At 73.3% G+C, this 16,458-nt stretch carries 16 protein-coding genes, 1 tRNA gene and 1 pseudogene; 8 read left to right on the plus strand and 10 right to left on the minus strand.

All coding sequences use genetic code 11. The features are described 5' to 3' along the window. Positions 1-267: 267 nt before the first annotated feature. Together ACYVG5_RS06420 and ACYVG5_RS06425 are read left to right on the plus strand one after the other, a co-directional pair. Positions 268-480 (plus strand): helix-turn-helix domain-containing protein, encoded by a 213-nt coding sequence (locus ACYVG5_RS06420; RefSeq protein ID WP_460683055.1) that lies wholly within the window; start codon positions 268-270, stop codon positions 478-480. Positions 481-737: 257 nt separating this feature from the next. Further along, positions 738-1,580: pseudogene (locus ACYVG5_RS06425) on the plus strand (site-specific integrase); the annotation flags it as partial. A 200-nt stretch (positions 1,581-1,780) separates the two neighbouring features. On the opposite strand, the gene ACYVG5_RS06430 reads toward ACYVG5_RS06425, so the two are convergent. The 3 genes from ACYVG5_RS06430 to ACYVG5_RS06440 all read right to left on the minus strand — a co-directional run bounded on the left by ACYVG5_RS06430 (position 1,781) and on the right by ACYVG5_RS06440 (position 2,915). Then, positions 1,781-1,853, minus strand: a tRNA-Ala gene (locus ACYVG5_RS06430). Between the two features lie 194 nt (positions 1,854-2,047). Then, complete coding sequence (locus ACYVG5_RS06435) at positions 2,048-2,470, minus strand: VOC family protein (protein WP_222045964.1); 423 nt, start codon at positions 2,468-2,470, stop codon at positions 2,048-2,050. A gap of 10 nt (positions 2,471-2,480) precedes the next feature. Next, positions 2,481-2,915 (minus strand): helix-turn-helix domain-containing protein, encoded by a 435-nt coding sequence (locus ACYVG5_RS06440; RefSeq protein WP_222045966.1) that lies wholly within the window; start codon positions 2,913-2,915, stop codon positions 2,481-2,483. 54 nt (positions 2,916-2,969) lie between these two features. Here ACYVG5_RS06440 and ACYVG5_RS06445 point away from each other — a divergent pair, with 54 nt between their 5' ends. After that, a complete protein-coding gene (locus ACYVG5_RS06445; protein ID WP_222045968.1) occupies positions 2,970-3,242 on the plus strand; it encodes a helix-turn-helix transcriptional regulator in 273 nt (90 codons plus the stop codon). Continuing rightward, a complete protein-coding gene (locus ACYVG5_RS06450; RefSeq protein WP_222045970.1) occupies positions 3,239-3,721 on the plus strand; it encodes a hypothetical protein in 483 nt (160 codons plus the stop codon). The genes ACYVG5_RS06445 and ACYVG5_RS06450 overlap by 4 nt, the downstream gene beginning before the upstream one ends. Before the next feature lie 61 nt (positions 3,722-3,782). Here the strand turns inward: ACYVG5_RS06450 and ACYVG5_RS06455 are convergent, their stop codons facing one another. The 5 genes from ACYVG5_RS06455 to ACYVG5_RS06475 all read right to left on the minus strand — a co-directional run bounded on the left by ACYVG5_RS06455 (position 3,783) and on the right by ACYVG5_RS06475 (position 9,091). Further along, complete coding sequence (locus ACYVG5_RS06455; RefSeq protein ID WP_460683036.1) at positions 3,783-4,490, minus strand: M23 family metallopeptidase; 708 nt, start codon at positions 4,488-4,490, stop codon at positions 3,783-3,785. Positions 4,491-4,714: 224 nt separating this feature from the next. Continuing rightward, entirely contained in the window at positions 4,715-5,794 is a 1,080-nt protein-coding gene (locus ACYVG5_RS06460; protein ID WP_460683037.1) for a hypothetical protein, read from the minus strand. 47 nt (positions 5,795-5,841) lie between these two features. Beyond that, entirely contained in the window at positions 5,842-6,525 is a 684-nt protein-coding gene (locus ACYVG5_RS06465; protein WP_460683038.1) for an SCO family protein, read from the minus strand. Further along, positions 6,522-7,283, minus strand: coding sequence for a YcnI family copper-binding membrane protein (locus ACYVG5_RS06470; RefSeq protein WP_460683039.1), 762 nt, complete (start codon positions 7,281-7,283; stop codon positions 6,522-6,524). Before ACYVG5_RS06470 ends, ACYVG5_RS06465 begins: the two co-directional genes overlap by 4 nt. A gap of 35 nt (positions 7,284-7,318) precedes the next feature. Continuing rightward, positions 7,319-9,091, minus strand: coding sequence for a copper resistance CopC/CopD family protein (locus tag ACYVG5_RS06475; protein WP_460683040.1), 1,773 nt, complete (start codon positions 9,089-9,091; stop codon positions 7,319-7,321). Positions 9,092-9,298: 207 nt separating this feature from the next. Here ACYVG5_RS06475 and ACYVG5_RS06480 point away from each other — a divergent pair, with 207 nt between their 5' ends. From ACYVG5_RS06480 to ACYVG5_RS06495, 4 genes are all read left to right on the plus strand, one after another. Then, positions 9,299-9,916 carry a DUF47 domain-containing protein gene (locus tag ACYVG5_RS06480; RefSeq protein WP_222045976.1) on the plus strand — a complete coding sequence of 206 codons (618 nt, stop codon included), beginning with the start codon at positions 9,299-9,301 and terminating at the stop codon, positions 9,914-9,916. Positions 9,917-9,923: 7 nt separating this feature from the next. Further along, entirely contained in the window at positions 9,924-10,925 is a 1,002-nt protein-coding gene (locus tag ACYVG5_RS06485) for an inorganic phosphate transporter (RefSeq protein ID WP_222045978.1), read from the plus strand. 5 nt (positions 10,926-10,930) lie between these two features. Beyond that, on the plus strand, positions 10,931-12,346 hold the full coding sequence (locus ACYVG5_RS06490) for an MFS transporter (RefSeq protein ID WP_222045980.1): 1,416 nt from the start codon (positions 10,931-10,933) through the stop codon (positions 12,344-12,346). Positions 12,347-12,576: 230 nt separating this feature from the next. After that, entirely contained in the window at positions 12,577-13,566 is a 990-nt protein-coding gene (locus tag ACYVG5_RS06495) for a sulfite exporter TauE/SafE family protein (RefSeq protein ID WP_222045982.1), read from the plus strand. Between the two features lie 13 nt (positions 13,567-13,579). Here the strand turns inward: ACYVG5_RS06495 and ACYVG5_RS06500 are convergent, their stop codons facing one another. Together ACYVG5_RS06500 and typA are read right to left on the minus strand one after the other, a co-directional pair. Beyond that, a complete protein-coding gene (locus tag ACYVG5_RS06500; RefSeq protein ID WP_222045984.1) occupies positions 13,580-14,065 on the minus strand; it encodes a DUF5994 family protein in 486 nt (161 codons plus the stop codon). 427 nt (positions 14,066-14,492) lie between these two features. Further along, on the minus strand, positions 14,493-16,385 hold the full coding sequence (gene typA / locus ACYVG5_RS06505; RefSeq protein ID WP_222045986.1) for a translational GTPase TypA: 1,893 nt from the start codon (positions 16,383-16,385) through the stop codon (positions 14,493-14,495). Positions 16,386-16,458 lie beyond the last annotated feature (73 nt).

Raw genomic sequence — 16,458 nt, forward strand, 5'->3', positions numbered from 1 at the left:
CGGTACTGGAGGTCTACCGGAGACGCGCCCGCCTCACCGGCGCCCTCGACGTGTGCTGAACCTGAGGCTCCAGGACGTCTCTAGTTGGCGGCAGGCGCCCGTCGCTCGCGTGTCCAGGGGTTCCGGTGACGACCTCTCCGTCGGCTGGCAAGGGACTGGAGATGTTCGGCAGGCCCCTCCCCCACCGTCGAACGGCAGCGTTCGCATCAACGCGCGACTGATTCGGGAGAGGTCGACATGGATGGTCTGCAGCCGTTTCGAGACGCCATGGCCGCCGATTGGCTCCTCCTCACGCCGGGGGAGGCGGCGGAGGTCCTCCGCATCGGCCGCACGACGGTGTACGCGCTCATGAAGAGCGGGGCGCTGCGTCCCGTACACATCGGCCGCAGCTGCCGGATCTCTCAGGCAGAGCTGGACCGCTACGTCCGCCAGCTAGAGGCTTCTCCGTCCCGTCCACAGCCTTCGCCGGACGCCACATGAATCCACAGCGCGTCTGCCCATCACCCGAGTGCTCGGCGAAACTGAGCCCTCGAAGCAGCGGCGAGGGGTAGCGGATGGCGGGACGGGCGTCGAACGGCGAGTCGACGATCTACAAGGGCGCCGACGGGCGCTGGCACGGCTACGTCTCCGTCGGGTTCACGCTCGCCGGCAAGCTCGACCGCCGGCACGTCAGCAGCAAGAGCCGGGGCGTGGTGGTCACGAAGGTCCGCGAGCTCGAGCGCAGGCGCGACTCCGGGATGATCACAGAGACGTCTACTCCCACCGTCGCCGAGTGGCTCGAGCACTGGCTGACCACCATCGCGCCCCGCCGGGTGCGCCAGCGGACGCTGGAGAGCTACGAATCCGCCGTCCGCAAGCACCTGATCCCTGGCATCGGCCGGCACCGCCTCGACCGGCTGCGCCCCGAGCACCTCGACCAGCTCTACACCGCGCTCCTCGACGCCGGCTACTCCCCCGCCACCGCGCTGCGCCATCACCGCATCCTGTCCCGGGCCCTCACCGTCGCCGTCCAGCGCGGGCACGTCCCCCGCAACGTGGCCGGCCTGGTCGATCCGCCCGCCCAGAAACAGAGCGACATCGCCACCGCCCTCGACCTCGGCGAGGCCCGCGCCGTCCTGGGAGCCGCCACGACGGTCCGCAACTCAGCCCGCTGGACCGTCGCGCTAGCCCTCGGCCTGCGCCAGTCCGAGGCGCTTGCGCTGCAGTGGAAGGACATCGACCCGCTGGCCGGCACCCTCACCGTGCGGCGCAGCATCCACCGGGTCCGCGGCGGCGGGCTGGTCTACGAGGAGCCCAAGACCCGCCGCAGCCAGCGCACGTTGGCGCTGCCGCTGCCTCTGCTCGATGCACTCAGGGAGCACAAGGCCGCCCAGCTCGGCGAGCGGATCCTGGCCGGCTCCGAGTGGCACGACGAGGACCTGGTCTTCGCGCAGCCCAACGGCCGGCCGATCGACAAGAAGACCGACCACGACGACTGGACCCGGCTGCTGCAGAAAGCCGGCGTCCGGCACGTCCGGCTGCACGACGGCCGGCACACCGCCGCCACCCTGCTGCTCAGCGAGAGCGTGCACCCGCGGGTGGTCATGGAGCTGCTCGGCCACAGCCAGATGCGCACCACGATGGACATCTACAGCCACGTGATGCCGGCCCTCGCCAGAGAGGCCGCCGACCGGATGAGCGCCCTGCTGCTGCCAGGTAAGGGTGGGCAAACTGCAACCACAACTGCAACCAGAGACGACTCAGGCCGCTCCCCGGAAGGGGAACGGCCTGGTCATCGGGGTGGAGCTGAGGGGACTCGAACCCCTGACCCCCACACTGCCAGTGTGGTGCGCTACCAGCTGCGCCACAGCCCCTTGCCGACCCGGTCTGGTGTGTCCGGGCCGTGCAGAACGATACATGGCCGGACGGCGACCGCTGCGGGGGCCTCCCTTCCGCGCGTCGCCGTCCGGCACCGGCCCCTGCGCTTCTCACCACCGCCGGCGGCCCCGTGCTCCCGGAGCTCCGCCCGGCCCGCTGACGGCGCAGCGGGCGGGCCGGGTGACCGGGCTCAGCTCGGGGGCGTCGGCGTCAGTTGGGCGACCCGCACGTGGTTGCCGAACGGGTCGCGGAAGCCGAAGTCGATGCCGTAGGGCTGCACGATCGGCTCCTCCGGCAGGTCCACGCCCTTGTCCTTGAGCGCGGCGTGGGTCTTGTACGCGTCGTCGGTGCTGAAGAAGAGGTGGCCGCCGGCGGCACCCTTGGTGACCAGGTCCCGCACCTGGCCGGCGATCTCGTCGCTCACCGAGGGCGGCGCCGGCCTCTCGAGCAGGACGGCGCGGGCCGGATCGCTGGGCAGCACCACGGTGAGGAAGCGCATCGGCCCGAACATCATGTCGGTCTGCACCTCGAAGCCGAGCTTGCCGACGTAGAAGTCCAGCGCCTGGTCCTGGTCGAGCACGTAGAGCTGGGAGATGGTGATCGAGTTCAACATGCCCGCGACGCTAGGGGCCCGGCGCCGGCCCGGGCTTCTCCGTAACTGCGCTGTTCGAGCCGGGACGCAACCACCGCATCCCGAAGCAGCTGGGCACCGGCGCCAGCGGCCCCCGCCGGCGGTAGACGCTCGGCGGCTCCCCGACGATATCGGCGAACACCCGGCTGAAGGTGCCGAGACTGGAGAAGCCCACCGCCATGCAGACGTCGGTCACGCTCCGGTCGGTGCTGCGCAGCAGCCACATCGCCCGCTCCACCCGGCGTCGCTGCAGGTAGCGGTGCGGCGTCTCGCCGAAGGTGTCGCGGAAGGTGCGGATGAAGTGCGCCTCCGACACGTGCGCCACCCGGGCGAGGGTCGGGACGTCGAGCGGCTGGGCGTAGTCGCGATCCATGACATCGCGGGCGCGCAGCATCCGCCGGTTCGAGTCCTCGCTGCTCCGGCTCACCGGGCGATCCCACCATGCTTGCGTATCTTCGTCGCCCTGTAGTAAAAATACTACATGCCGCCGCGCAAACGCTCCGACGAAGCGGAGCTCTACAACAGGCTCGCACTGCTGCGAACCGAGCGCCGGATGTCACGTCAGGAGCTCGCCGACGCGGTCGGCGTGCATTACCAGACGATCGGCTACCTCGAGCGCGGCGAGTACAGCCCCAGCGCCACCCTCGCCCTCCGGCTGGCCGCCGTCTTCGGCCTCCCGATGGAGGCGGTCTTCTCCCTCACCCCGTTCCGCGCCCTGTCCGAGCAGGTCTACGGCACCCAGGAGATCCGATGACCAGCAGCACCCGCACCGAACGACGCGCCGCCCGCCTCGACGACCCCCGGTTCGAGAGCCTGCGTACGCTGCGCGCCCGCCGGTCACTGGCCGCGGCGCTCGTCGCCCTGCTCGCCGCGGAGGCGGCCCTGTTCGCCCTCCTGGACCGGGCGCCGGTGGCGGGCCTGATCGGGCTGGGGGTCGTCATCCTGGCGTTCGTGTTCTGCCTCGGAGCGCTGAAGGCGGCCACCCGGGGCATCGAGGAGCTGCCGGCCGAGGCCCTCGACGAGCGGCAGTGGCAGGTACGCGGCGAGTCCTACGCCCGCGCCTACCGGATCGGGTTCGGCCTGCTGACCGCCGAGCTGGCCGCCGTCGTCGGCTGGCTCGTCGCCGACCTGCCCGCACCCGGCCCGGGGTTGATCACCGCTGCCGTGGTGCTGCCCTTCCACGTCGGCCTCGTGCTGCCCACCCTGGTGACGGCGACCGCACGCACCGCCTGAGGAAGGACCCCTCTGCCCCCCACCGCTCGCAGGCTCGCAGCGGGATCCTGCAGAGGGGCCGTCAGAGGTCCACGCCGCGGTCGGCGAGCCACGCCACCGGGTCGACGCGCTTGCCGTCCAGGCCGCCCTTGTACACCTCGAAGTGCAGGTGCGGGCCGGTGGACTGACCGCGGCTGCCCAGCAGTGCGATCGTGTCGCCGGCGCTCACCACGTCACCGGCATCGACCAGGATCTTCTCCATGTGGCCGTAGACGGTGACGTCGCCGTTGTCGTGCAGGAGGTAGACCACGTTGCCGTAGCCGCTGGCCGACCCGGCGCGCAGCACCACGCCGTCGGCAGCCGCGTACTCCTCGGTCATCATCGGGGCGGCCAGGTCGATGCCCCAATGCATGGTGCCCCAGCGCGGGCAGAAGCAGGAGGTCAGCCGGGCGCCCTCGACCGGACTGGCCGCACGGGGACGCGCCGCCTCGGCCGCGGCGATCGCGGCGGCCTCCTCGGCGGCGGCCTGCTCGGCCCGGGCCTGGCGGGTGGCGGCGACCTCGGCCAGCCGGGCCTTGGCCTCCACCACGGTGATCGCGGCCATCGGGGCGAGCTGGGGGGCGATGACGGCCTCGTCGTCCGAGCCGATCAGCTCGGCGACCGACGCCGGCTCGTCCGCCATCGCCAGCGGAACACCCTGGACACCGACCAGGCCGGCGAACACCCCGCCGACCACCAGGGCGACCAGCAGGGCGGCCGGGTGGGCGCGGAGCGCGATCCGTCGCGGCACCGGAGGAACGGCGGCCCTGGTGCTGCGCGTCGCCCCTGCGTGCCTCGAGCCCATGGACCTGCCCCTCGGGAGAACCCGGGCTTCCCTGCCCCGGTCGATTGCACCCACCCAAACATGGTGTGACCGCTCTGTGACCCCCCGTACGGCGTGTTTTGAATGACACGCTTGTGATTCCTCGGTCACACACGGTGGCGCCACCCCCGACCGAGGGGCCGGTTCGCGGCTCAGCCGCGGACGGGCTCGGGCGCCGGGGACGACGGCGCGGGCGGGGCCGGCCGCGGATCCCGGAAGCGCCGCAGCGCGCCGGCTCCCCCCACGATCAGCCCCAGGCCACCGGCCAGGAGCACGGCCACGGCGACCCGGGCAAGCAGCTGCGGCCCGGTGGCCAGCACGTTCGCCGACCACAGGACGTCGACGTCCGGCAGGCCCTGCACGAGCATCAGCCATCCGGCGATCAGCGCCATCAGCCCGGTCAGCCCACCGCGCCCGCGCCGGGCCGAGCGCACGCCGACCGCCACGACCAGCAGCAGCAGCAACGCCGGCAGCAGCGCGCTCAGCACGGCGCCCCCGTACGAGGAGACGGTGACCGGTGGCTCCGGCGTGGACACCGCGTGCCAGAGCGATGCGGCCGCGCCGAGCCCCAGCGCGCCGGCGAGCGGGCCCGGGGTGCGGGCCAGCCAGCCGGCCGCGGCGGTCGCGGCGAGCAGCAGCAGGTACACCGGCCAGACCAGCCAACCCGGCGGGGGCGGGCTCCAGGTCAGCTCACCGGCGACGACGACCGGCGTCCCGCCGTAGCTCATCGGCACGGTCCACTCGATGACCGTGTGGGGGCTGGCGGGGTCGGCGGCGACCACCGGCGGCAGCGCGCCCTGGGTCATCCAGTGCGTGCGGTGGTCGTGCCACAGGTACCGCGGTTCGGTGGAGACCTGCTGCCACTCCGGCTCCGCCTCGACGGCGGCCGTGGAGGGCAGACCGTTCGAGGCGTAACGGTCGAGGTTCAGGTAGGTGGCCGGGCTGCGGGTGTTGCGCCAGACGCCGTCCGGGCCGATCCGCAGGTAGGGCTCACCGGAGTACCCGGGCACCGCCAGCTCGGTGGTGGTCTCGTTGACCACCTCGAGCTCGTCGCCGAACTGCAGCACCCGCACCGCGACACCGGCGAGCTCGGGGGTGACCGACCGGACCCGGCCGTCGAAGTCGCCGCCGGCCTGCCCGCCGCCCACGTGCGCCGCCGCCGGGCCGGCGACCGCCAGGGTGGCCAGCACCCCCAGCAGGACCACCAGCAGCCGGCGCGCCTGCACGGCCACGTCCCGGCGGGCTCCGCGTCCCATCCCGCGGCGACCCACCCCGCGACTCACTCCGCCGCGACGACGGCCAGGTCGGCAGCGATGTCGCGGACGGTGTTCTCCGCGTCGAACGCCACGTCGGCCTCGCCGTCGGTGCCGTACAGCAGCATCAGCGCCGAGTGCACCTGCCCGTCGTCCTGGGCCAGCGGCACCCCGGCGGCCAGCTGCGCCTGCTCGATCTGCTCCTGGTCGCCGGTGAGCCCGACGAAAGGCGTGGGCAGGTCGGCCGAGAAGAGTCCGAGGTACTCCCCCAGCACCTCCGGGGTGTCCCGGGCCGGGTCGGTGGTCACGAAGACCAGCGTCGTCCGCTCGGCGACCGCCGGGTCGACGCTCCGCAGCGCCAGCGCCACGTCGGCCATCGTGGTCGGGCAGACGTCCGGGCAGTTGGTGAACCCGAAGAACAGCAGCGTCGGCCCGTCGGCGGTGCGGGCGGCGAAGTCGTACGGCGCCCCCGTCGTGTCGGTGAGGGTGAACGCCGGCTTCTGGTACGGGTCCTCGAGGTGCAGGCCCTCATAGGGGCTGGCGTTCTCCTCCACGGTCGCCGGCGCCTCGACGCCGCCGTGGTGGTCGTGCCCCTCGGCCTCGCCGTCGCCGCCGCACGCGGTCAGCAGCAGCCCGGCGGCGACGGCCAACGCGGTCAGCCCGCGGCGTCCTCGGGTCGACCGGCCAGGTACGCGGTTGGCAGAGCTCACTCGGACACGGTACGTCGGCGGGCGGACAGGCCGAGGCCGAGACCGGCGAGCCCCGCGATCAGCCCGAGGACCGCGACGACCAGCGCGGCCACCGCCGTGCCGTTCCCGCCGTCCTCCCCGCCGGCCGCCGTCGCCGTACCGGCCGGGTCGTCGCCGGCAGTTCCGCCGTGCGCGTCGGTGGTCGCGCCGCCCGGGCCGGTGAGCGACAGCACGGGCGCCGGGCGCTGCGGTGCCGGCTGGCCCTCCACCGTGGGCTCGATCCAGGCCGACTCCGAGCCGTCGCTGTAGACCTGGACGGCGTTGAAGGTGAGCGACTCGGTCTCGGGGAACGGCCCACCGGACAGCGCGAACTCCTGGAACTGCCCCGGTGCGATGCCGCCGCCCGGCTCGGCCCGGTACTCCACCACCGACACCGCCTCGGTGACCAGCTCGTCGCCGACCTCGACCGGCGGGTCGAGCTGGACGTCGGTGCGGCTCACCGTCCACCCCGGCACCGGCTGCGCCCGCAGCGAGGTCAGCGGGGTGTCGGTGGGCACCTGGATGCGCAGCGCCACGGTGCTGGCCGCGTCGCTCTCGTTGGGCACCCGGAAGGTGATCTTGCCGTAGCCGCCCGGTGCCGCGTCGGCGGAGGAGACGGTCACGTGCGCGGCGGCGACGCCTCCGGAGAGGGCGACCAGGCCGGCGGTGAGCGCCAGGACGACGGCGGTGCGGATGCGGCGGCCTCGCCGGCGGGACGGCCAGGGCAGGTGCGGGGACACGGTTCTCCTGTTCGGGTGGGGCTCGGGGGGAAGGCTCAGCGGACCGCGAAGACGGTGCTGGCCGTGGCTGCGGTGAACTCGTCGAGCCGGACGCTGACGGTCAGCGTCCAGCTGCCGGCGGTGGGCAGCGTGACGCCGTCGCCGACGTAGTGACCCGGGCCGGCGGCGGCCAGGTCGACCTCCAGCGGGCCGATCTCCTGCTGGCGCTCGGTCAGCGTCACGCGCACCTCGCGCGGCTGGGTGAGCTGCCCGGCGTCGTCGTAGAGGTAGACGTGCAGCGTGGTGGGGCCGGGGCTGGCCGGGGCCAGCGACACCTGGACGTCGCCGCCCGCGTCGGCACCGCCGGCCACCTGCAGCGGCAGCGTGGCCTCCACCGGTGCGGCCACGGACGCCCGCGCGGGTGGGGTGCCCACCAGCACGGCGGACAGGCCCAGCACGACCAGCGCGCCGGCCACCTCCAGGAGCACCGACCGGCGGAGCGTCCGCACCGCGACCGGCCCCGGGCCGGCCGCTCCGGACCCGGCGACGGGGTCGCCCGACGGGCCGGCGGACGCGGCGAAGGCCTGCACGACCACCCGCCGTCCGGACGGCGGCCGGCGCGGCCCTCCGCCGAGCCGCTGCTGCACCCAGTCACGGCTGACCGCGGCGACGGCGAGGACGACGAGCACCACCCCCACCTTCGCCAGCAGCAGCCAGCCGTAGGTGGTGCTGACCAGCGCGGACGGCGAGCCGACCTCGCGGACCGACTGCAGCACCCCGCTGAGCACCAGCGCGGTGACCAGGCCCGCGGCCAGCGGGGACCAGCGCAGCAGCACGGGGCGCAGTTCGCCGGCCGGGATACCGGGCAGCAGCGCCCCGACGGCCAGCGCGGCCAGCCCACCCAGCCAGCAGGCCATCGCGGCGACGTGCACGGCGGTGACGGCCACCGCGAGCCCGGGCAGCGACCCGGCGACCGGGTGCCCGACCGCGGCCGTGCTCACCACCAGCCCGAGCCCGAGGACGGCGGCGGCGGCGAGCAGCCCCGCGCCCGGGGACCGGCCGCGCCGCCAGCCCGGGAGCAGCACCGCCGCCAGGCCCAGCGCGAGCAGCGCCCGCACCAGCACGGTGACCCCGAAGGCCGAACCGGCGGTGGCCGACAGCAGCTGCGGATCGGCCACCGACCCGATCCCGGCACCGGCCGTGTAGGGGCCCTGCAGCACCAGACTGAGCAGCGCCCCGGCCGCGATCGCACCGAGCCCGGCGACGGCGAGGCGGCGCAGCAGCGGCACGGCCCAGCCAAGCGGCCAGCAGGTGGCCAGGATCACCGGCACGCCCAGGCCCAGCGCCAGGCCCAGGTACCCGAGCCAGCGGGCGGCCGGCAGGGCGGCGGCCACCGCCGGGCTCGCCGACGCGCCCGCGTCGGCGACCGACGCGGCGGGCAGCGCGCCGTCCCCGACGACGAAGGACCACGCCCCGGTGATCGGGTGGGAGTCGGCGGAGACCACCCGGTAGGTGACCACGTAGCCGGCATCGGGCAGGTCGTTGCGCAGGCCCAGGGTCAGGACGCCGTCCTGCACCGTCGGGGTGCCGGTGTCCACCCGCTGCCCGTCGGGACCGAGGACGCGGGCGTAGCCGGCGCCCAGCGAGACCCCCTCGCTGAACTCGACGACCACCTCGGTCGGCGCGGTGTCCAGCCGGGCGCCGTCCGCGGGGGTGGTGGCGACGACCGTGGCGTGCGCCAGGGCCGGCCGCGCGGTCAGCACGTCGAGCACCAGCGCTGCGCCGAGCACGGCGACGAGCAGGACGAGGGCGGGCAGCAGCCTCCTCACGGACGCGCCGACCAGCTGCGGGAGTGCACGCAGGAGTAGTCGCCGCGGCGCGCCGGATGGTTCCCGGACGTGGGTGACCTCCCGATGGGGTGTCGTGTGGACACCCGGTGGGCGGCAGGTGGCCGCCCGGGGACCTATGCTCCCCGACGGTCACCTCGCCGTTCGGCGGGGCCACCTCCCACCGTCCTCCCCCATCCGGAGCAGAGCGTGCGATTCAGGATCACGCCCAAGGACTCGAGCTTCTACGGCATGTTCGCCGTCTCGGCAGAGAACCTCGTGACGGCGACCGACGTCCTCAGCGACTTCGTGCACCAGCACGCCCGCCGGGAGGAGCTGGGCCGACGGCTGCGCGACCTCGAGCACACCGGCGACCAGGCCACCCATGCGATCTTCCGGCAGGTGAACTCCAGCTTCGTCACGCCGTTCGACCGGGAGGACATCTACAACCTGGCCAGCGACCTCGACGACGTCATGGACTGCATGGAGGCCGCCGCCGACCTGGTCGTGCTCACCAAGCTGGGCACCCTCCCGGTGGAGATGGGCCAGCAGGTGGCGCTGCTGCAGCGCTGCGCCCAGGTCACCGCGGAGGCGATGCCGCGGCTGCGCTCGATGAAGGACCTCTCCGACTACTGGATCGAGGTCAACAGGCTGGAGAACGAGGCGGACAAGCTCTACCGCCGGCTGCTGTCGCGGCTGTACTCCGGGGAGTTCGACGCGCTGGAGATCCTCAAGCTCAAGGAGGTGGCCGACCAGCTCGAGGAGGCCGCCGACGCGTTCGAGCACGTGGCCAACGTCGTCGAGACCATCGCCGTCAAGGAGTCCTGACCCCGACATGGACGGGGCATTCCTGGCACTGGTCGTCATCGTCGTCGTCGCGCTGATCTTCGACTACACCAATGGCTTCCACGACGCGGCGAACTCGATCGCCGTCGCCGTCTCCACCAAGGCGCTGACGCCGCGGGTCGCACTGGCCCTGGCCGCGGTGATGAACCTGATCGGCGCCCTGCTCTCCACGGCGGTGGCCAAGACCGTCGGCGAGGGGATCATCGACCCACCCGAGGGTGGGAACGGTCTGGAGATCGTCTTCGCCGCGCTCGTCGGCGCCATCACCTGGAACCTGATCACCTGGTACTACGGGCTGCCCTCGTCCTCGTCGCACGCACTGATCGGTGGCCTGATCGGGGCGGCGCTGGCAGCCGCCCACTCGGTGAAGTGGATGGGCATCCTGGACAAGGTCATCATCCCGATGATCGTGTCGCCGCTGGTCGGCTTCGGCCTGGGCTACCTGTTCATGCTGGCGCTGCTGTGGTCCTTCCGGCGGGCCAACGCGCACAAGGCCAACCGCGGCTTCCGGTACGCGCAGATCGTCAGCTCGGCCACGATGGCGCTGGGGCACGGCATGCAGGACGCGCAGAAGACGATGGGGATCATCACCCTGGCCCTGTACACCGCCGGGGAGATCGACACCTTCGAGGTCCCGCTGTGGGTGATCCTGGCCGCGGCCCTGGCGATTAGTGCGGGCACCTACGCCGGCGGCTTCCGGATCATCCGCACGATGGGACGGCGGATCATCCAGCTGACCCCCGCCGGCGGTTTCGCCGCCCAGACCGTGGCGTCGGGGGTCATGGTCACCACCGCGACCGTGTTCGCGGTGCCGGTGTCCACCACGCACATCACCACCACCTCGATCATGGGCGTCGGCTCGACCCGGCGGCTGTCGGCCGTCCGGTGGGGCGTGGCCGGCAACATCGTCGTCGCCTGGGTGGTCACCCTGCCCGCTGCGGCCGCCGTCGCGGCCCTGGCCTTCATCGTCACCGACTTCATCGTCGGCTGACGGCGATGCCGGCTCGGGCGGCGCCCGAGCCGGTGACGCTGGGGTCGGCACCGGCCCGCTGGGTGCTGCTGGCCACCGTGCTGGCCTCGGCGATGGCGCTGCTCGACGCCACCGCGGTCACCGTGGCCCTGCCGGCCATCGGCGCGGACCTCGACGCCTCGCTGGCCGGGCTGCAGTGGAGCATCACCGGCTACACGCTGACGCTGGCCGCGCTCGTCCTGCTGGGCGGCGCACTGGGTGACCGGTACGGACGCCGGCGGGTGTTCGTCGTCGGCGTCGCCTGGTTCGCCGTCGCCTCGCTGCTGTGCGGCCTCTCCCAGAGCACCGGCCAGCTGGTGGCCGCCCGGGTCCTGCAGGGCGTCGGCGGGGCGCTGCTCACTCCGGGGAGCCTGGCGATCATCCAGTCCTCGTTCCGCGCCGCCGACCGGCCGCGGGCCATCGGGCTGTGGTCGGCGTTCGGTGGGATCGCCGGCCTGCTCGGCCCCACGGTCGGCGGTCTGCTGGTCGACACGGTCGGCTGGCGCTGGGTCTTCGGGGTCAACGCGCCCCTCGCCGTCCTCGCCCTGCTGGCCGCCCGGCACGTGCCGGAGAGCCGGGACCCCGCTGCCTCCGGCCGCTTCGACGTCACCGGGGCGGTGCTCGGCGCGCTGGCGCTGGCCGGCCTGACCTACGCGCTGATCGCAGCCGGGGGCGCCCCGAGCGCGGCTCCGGTCGTGGTGGCCACGGCGGTGGCGGCGCTGGCCGGGGCGGCCTTCGTCGTCCGGGAGCGGCAGGCTCGGCATCCGATGCTTCCGCTGTCGGTGTTCGCCGACCGCCAGTTCACCGGCGCCAACCTGAGCACGCTGGCCGTGTACGCGGCCCTGGGGGGCTCCTCGTTCTTCCTGGTGCTGCAGCTGCAGACGGTGCTCGGCTACGACGCCACGGCGGCCGGCGCCGCGATGCTGCCCTCGACCCTGGCCCTGGTGCTGCTGTCGGCCCGGTTCGGTGCGCTCGCCCAGCGGATCGGCCCGCGCCTGCCGATGACCGCCGGGCCGCTGGTCGCTGCCAGCGGGATGCTGCTGCTCAGCCGGGTCCACGCGGGCAGCTCCTACTGGGCCGACGTCGCGCCCGGATCGCTGCTGCTGGGCCTGGGGATGTCGGCGGTGGTGGCCCCGTTGACCGCGACCGTGCTCAGCGCCGCCCCCGACGCGCTCGCCGGCGTGGCGAGCGGGGTCAACAACGCCGTGGCCCGCGCGGCCCAGCTGCTGGCCGTCGCCGCCCTGCCGGTGGCCGTCGGGCTGGCCGGCGACGACTACGCCCGGCCGGCGATCTTCGGCGCCGGCTACCCGACGGCGATGGCGGCCTGCGCGGCCCTCATGGGGGCGGGTGCGGCGGTGGCGTGGCTCACCATCCGCCAGGACGTCCTGCACCGTCGCAGCTGACGCGGGGCCCCTGCGCCCAAGTTCACCAACATGGTAGACATAGCCCCATGCGGACGACGGCGATGCCCGGCGAGCTCCTCGTGAGCCGCCTGCACATCGATCTGCTCCGCGTCTGCACCGCCCGCTGTCCGGGTCGCTGACCCCCGCGCCTCGCGGCGCCTTCCCCGTCAGCACTGCGTGCACCGCGCCGTCCGAGCGCGCACGCCCTCGAAGACCCGGAGCACTCCCCCGTGAAGACGCTCGTCCTGCTCGCCCTCGTCGGTCTGGGTGCCCAACTGGTCGACGGCAGCCTGGGCATGGCCTACGGGGTCACCTCGACCACCCTGCTGCTGGCCCTGGGTACCAACCCGGCCACCGCCTCGGCCTCGATCCACCTCGCCGAGATCGGCACCACGCTGATCTCCGGCGCCGCGCACTGGAAGTTCGGCAACGTCGACTGGAAGGTCGTCGCCAAGATCGGTCTTCCCGGTGCCCTCGGCGCCTTCGCCGGGGCGACGGTGCTGTCGAACCTCTCCACCGCGGTCGCCGCCCCGGTCATGTCGCTGATCCTGCTGTCGCTGGGCATCTACCTGCTCGTCCGGTTCACCCTGCGCGGGGTCGACCGCCGCAACCTCGGCAAGCCGATGCGCAAGCGCTTCCTGGGCCCGCTCGGTCTGGTCGCCGGCTTCGTCGACGCCACCGGCGGCGGCGGCTGGGGGCCGGTGGGCACGCCGGCGATCCTGGCCAGCGGCCGGATGGAGCCGCGCAAGGTGATCGGCTCGATCGACACCGCGGAGTTCCTCGTCGCGCTGGCCGCCAGCCTGGGCTTCCTGATGGCCCTGGGCTCGCAGGGCATCGACTTCATGTGGGTCGCCGGGCTGCTGGTGGGCGGCATGATCGCCGCTCCGCTCGCGGCCTGGCTGGTGCGGCACGTCCCGCCGCGGATGCTGGGCTCGCTGGTCGGCGGGGCGATCATCCTGACCAACACCCGCACCCTGCTGCGCAGCGACTGGATCGACGCGAGCGACCCGGTCAGCTACGCCGCCTACGTGGTGCTCGCCGGCGTCTGGGTCGCCGCGGTCGTGCACTCTTTCCGCGAGTACCGCAAGGACCGCGCCCAGGAGTCGGCGGACGCCCTGGCGGCCGAGGCCCAGGAGCACGCCCCGGGCAACGAGGTGGCCCTGCTCGCCGAGGAGGCCGACACCGTCCGCGCCGGCCGCCCGCAGGATCCGCGCGACTGACCGAAGGAGAGGGTCAGACGGCCCGGCGACCGGCCAGCTGGGCGACCTCGGGCACGGGGCGGGAGCCGGCGGCGGCCAGGACGTACTGGGGCGTGCTGCGCTCGTCCCGCTGACCGCTCATCCGCAGCGCCCGAACACCGGTGAGGGCGTCGGCCTCCGGCGGCACCACCAGCAGGTCGATCCGCCGGCCCCCCTCGGCGGTGAGCGAGACGAGCTGCGGGTGCATGGTGCCGAAGGCCCCGGTCCGGACCACGCGGCCGTTGACGGCGACCTTGCGCGCCGGCACCGTCTCCCACGGCTGCAGCGGGTGGGTGAACCGCTCGACCCGCACGTCCAGGAGGTCGAGGGCGGCGATCAGCTCCGGCAGCTCGACGGCGAGGTCGCGGCTGCGCGGCCACCAGGCCCCGTCGAACGCCGCCTCCGCCGTCGTCCCGTCGCGGCGCAACCGCACCCGCACGTCGATGCCGTTCCGGAACCCTGCTGATCGCCCGCTGGTCATGGGTGCCGACCGCCTCTCGTCCTGTTCCCCCCGGGGCGTGCGGCTCGCCGCCGCCACCCCTCCAGTGCGGAAGTTACGACGGCGGCCACCACACCCCGGGGCGGTACCGGGAGCACCGCCGGACGTGTCGGCGCCACACGGCAGGTCTGTACGCAGCGTGACGCGCCGACAACAGTTGCCTTCCCGGCCCCTGCCGCCCCAGCACCACCTGCCGACGACGACGCCCCCGTTCCCAGCAGGGAACGGGGGCGTCGTGGTCAGGCCCCGCTGCAGGGTCCCGCCGCGAGCGTGCGAGCGGTGGGGGGCAGCGGTCAGGCCCCGCTGCAGGGTCCCGCCGCGAGCGTGCGAGCGGTGGGGGGCAGCGGTCAGGCCCCGCTGCAGGTCCCGCCGCGAGCGTGCGAGCGGTGGGGGGCAGCGGGGTCCTTCGTCAGGCCGGCTTGGGCTTCCGGTTCTTGGACTTGCCGCGCTCGGTCTGGTCGAGCACGACCTTGCGGACGCGGACCGTCGCAGGCGTCACCTCGACGCACTCGTCCTCGGCGCAGAACTCCAGCGCCTGCTCCAGGTTGAGCAGCCGCGGCGGGATGAGCCGCTCCAGCTCCTCGGAGGTGGACTTGCGCATGTTGGTGAGCTTCTTCTCCTTGGTGATGTTCACGTCCATGTCGTCCGGACGCGAGTTCTCACCGACCAGCATGCCCTCGTAGACCTCGGTGCCCGGGGAGACCATCATCTGGCCGCGCTCCTGCAGCGAGAACATCGAGTAGGTCGTCGCCACACCGGTGCGGTCGGCGACCAGCGAGCCGGTCGGACGGGCCCGCATGTCGCCCAGCCAGGGCTCGTAGCCCTCGAGGTTGTGGTTCAGCACGCCGGTGCCCCGGGTCTCGGTGAGGAACTCGGTGCGGAAACCGATGAGCCCGCGCGAGGGGACGATGTACTCCATCCGCGCCCAGCCGGTGTCGTGGTGCACCAGGTTCTCCAGCCGCCCGCGCCGCACGGCCAGCGCCTGGGTCAGCGTGCCGACGTACTCGCCCGGGGTGTCGATGGTGACCCGCTCGACCGGCTCGTGCAGCTTGCCGTCGATCTCCTTGGTGACCACGGTGGGGCGGCCGACGGTGAGCTCGAAGTCCTCCCGGCGGAGCTGCTCGACGAGGATGGCCAGCGCCAGCTCGCCGCGGCCCTGCATCTCCCAGGTGTCGGGACGCTCGGTGGGCAGCATCCGCACCGACACGTTGCCGATCAGCTCCTGGTCGAGCCGGTTCTTGATCAGCCGAGCGGTGACCTTCTTGCCCGACCTGCCCGACAGCGGGCTGGTGTTGATCCCGATGGTGATCGAGATCGACGGCTCGTCGACGGTGATCGCCGGCAGCGGGCGCGGGTCGTTCGGGTCGGCCAGGGTGTCGCCGATGCCGATGTCCGGGATGCCGGCGATGGCGATCAGGTCGCCGGGGCCGGCGCTGGCGGCCGACGTGCGGTCCAGCCCCTCGGTGACCAGTAGCTCGGTGATCTTGACCCGCTGAATCGTGCCGTCGGCCTTGCACCAGGCGACCTGCTGGCCGTTCTTCATCTCACCGGAGTAGATGCGCAGCAGGGCGAGCCGGCCGAGGTAGGGCGAGGCGTCGAGGTTGGTGACCTGGGCGCGCAGCGGCTCCTCGGCGTCGTAGACCGGCGCCGGGATGGTGTCCAGCAGGGTCTGCACGAGCGGGCCGAGGTCCGGGCTGTCCGGCATCTCGCCGTCGGCCGGCCGGATCAGCGAGGCGCGGCCGGTGCGGCCACTGCTGTAGACGATCGGGAACTCGAGCACATCGGCGTCCATGCCGGCGTCCTCGAGGAGTTCGAGGAAGAGCTCGTAGGACTCGTCGACGACCTCGGCGATGCGGGCGTCCTGCCGGTCGGTCTTGTTCACCACCAGGATGACCGGCATCCCCTTCGCGAGCGCCTTGCGCAGCACGAAGCGGGTCTGCGGCAGCGGGCCCTCGGAGGCGTCGACGAGCAGCACGACGCCGTCGACCATGGACAGCGCCCGCTCGACCTCGCCGCCGAAGTCGGCGTGGCCCGGGGTGTCGACGATGTTGACGACGACGGGGTTGCCGTCGGCGTCGGCCAGCCGGATCGCGGTGTTCTTGGCGAGGATGGTGATCCCGCGCTCGCGCTCGAGGTCCATGGAGTCCATGACCCGGTCCTGCGTCGAGTCGTTGTCGGTGCCCTCCCCCTTCGCCCGGTGCAGTGCTCCGGACTGACGGAGCAGAGCGTCGACCAGGGTCGTCTTGCCGTGGTCGACGTGGGCGATGATCGCCACGTTGCGCAGGTCGTTGCGGGTGGGCATGCGGAGAGGCACCTCAGGGAGTCACTAGGGGGTCAGCGCGGCGGCGCTGGACACAGGTGTAACGGCCGCCGGA

The organism is Modestobacter lapidis, from assembly GCF_054780755.1.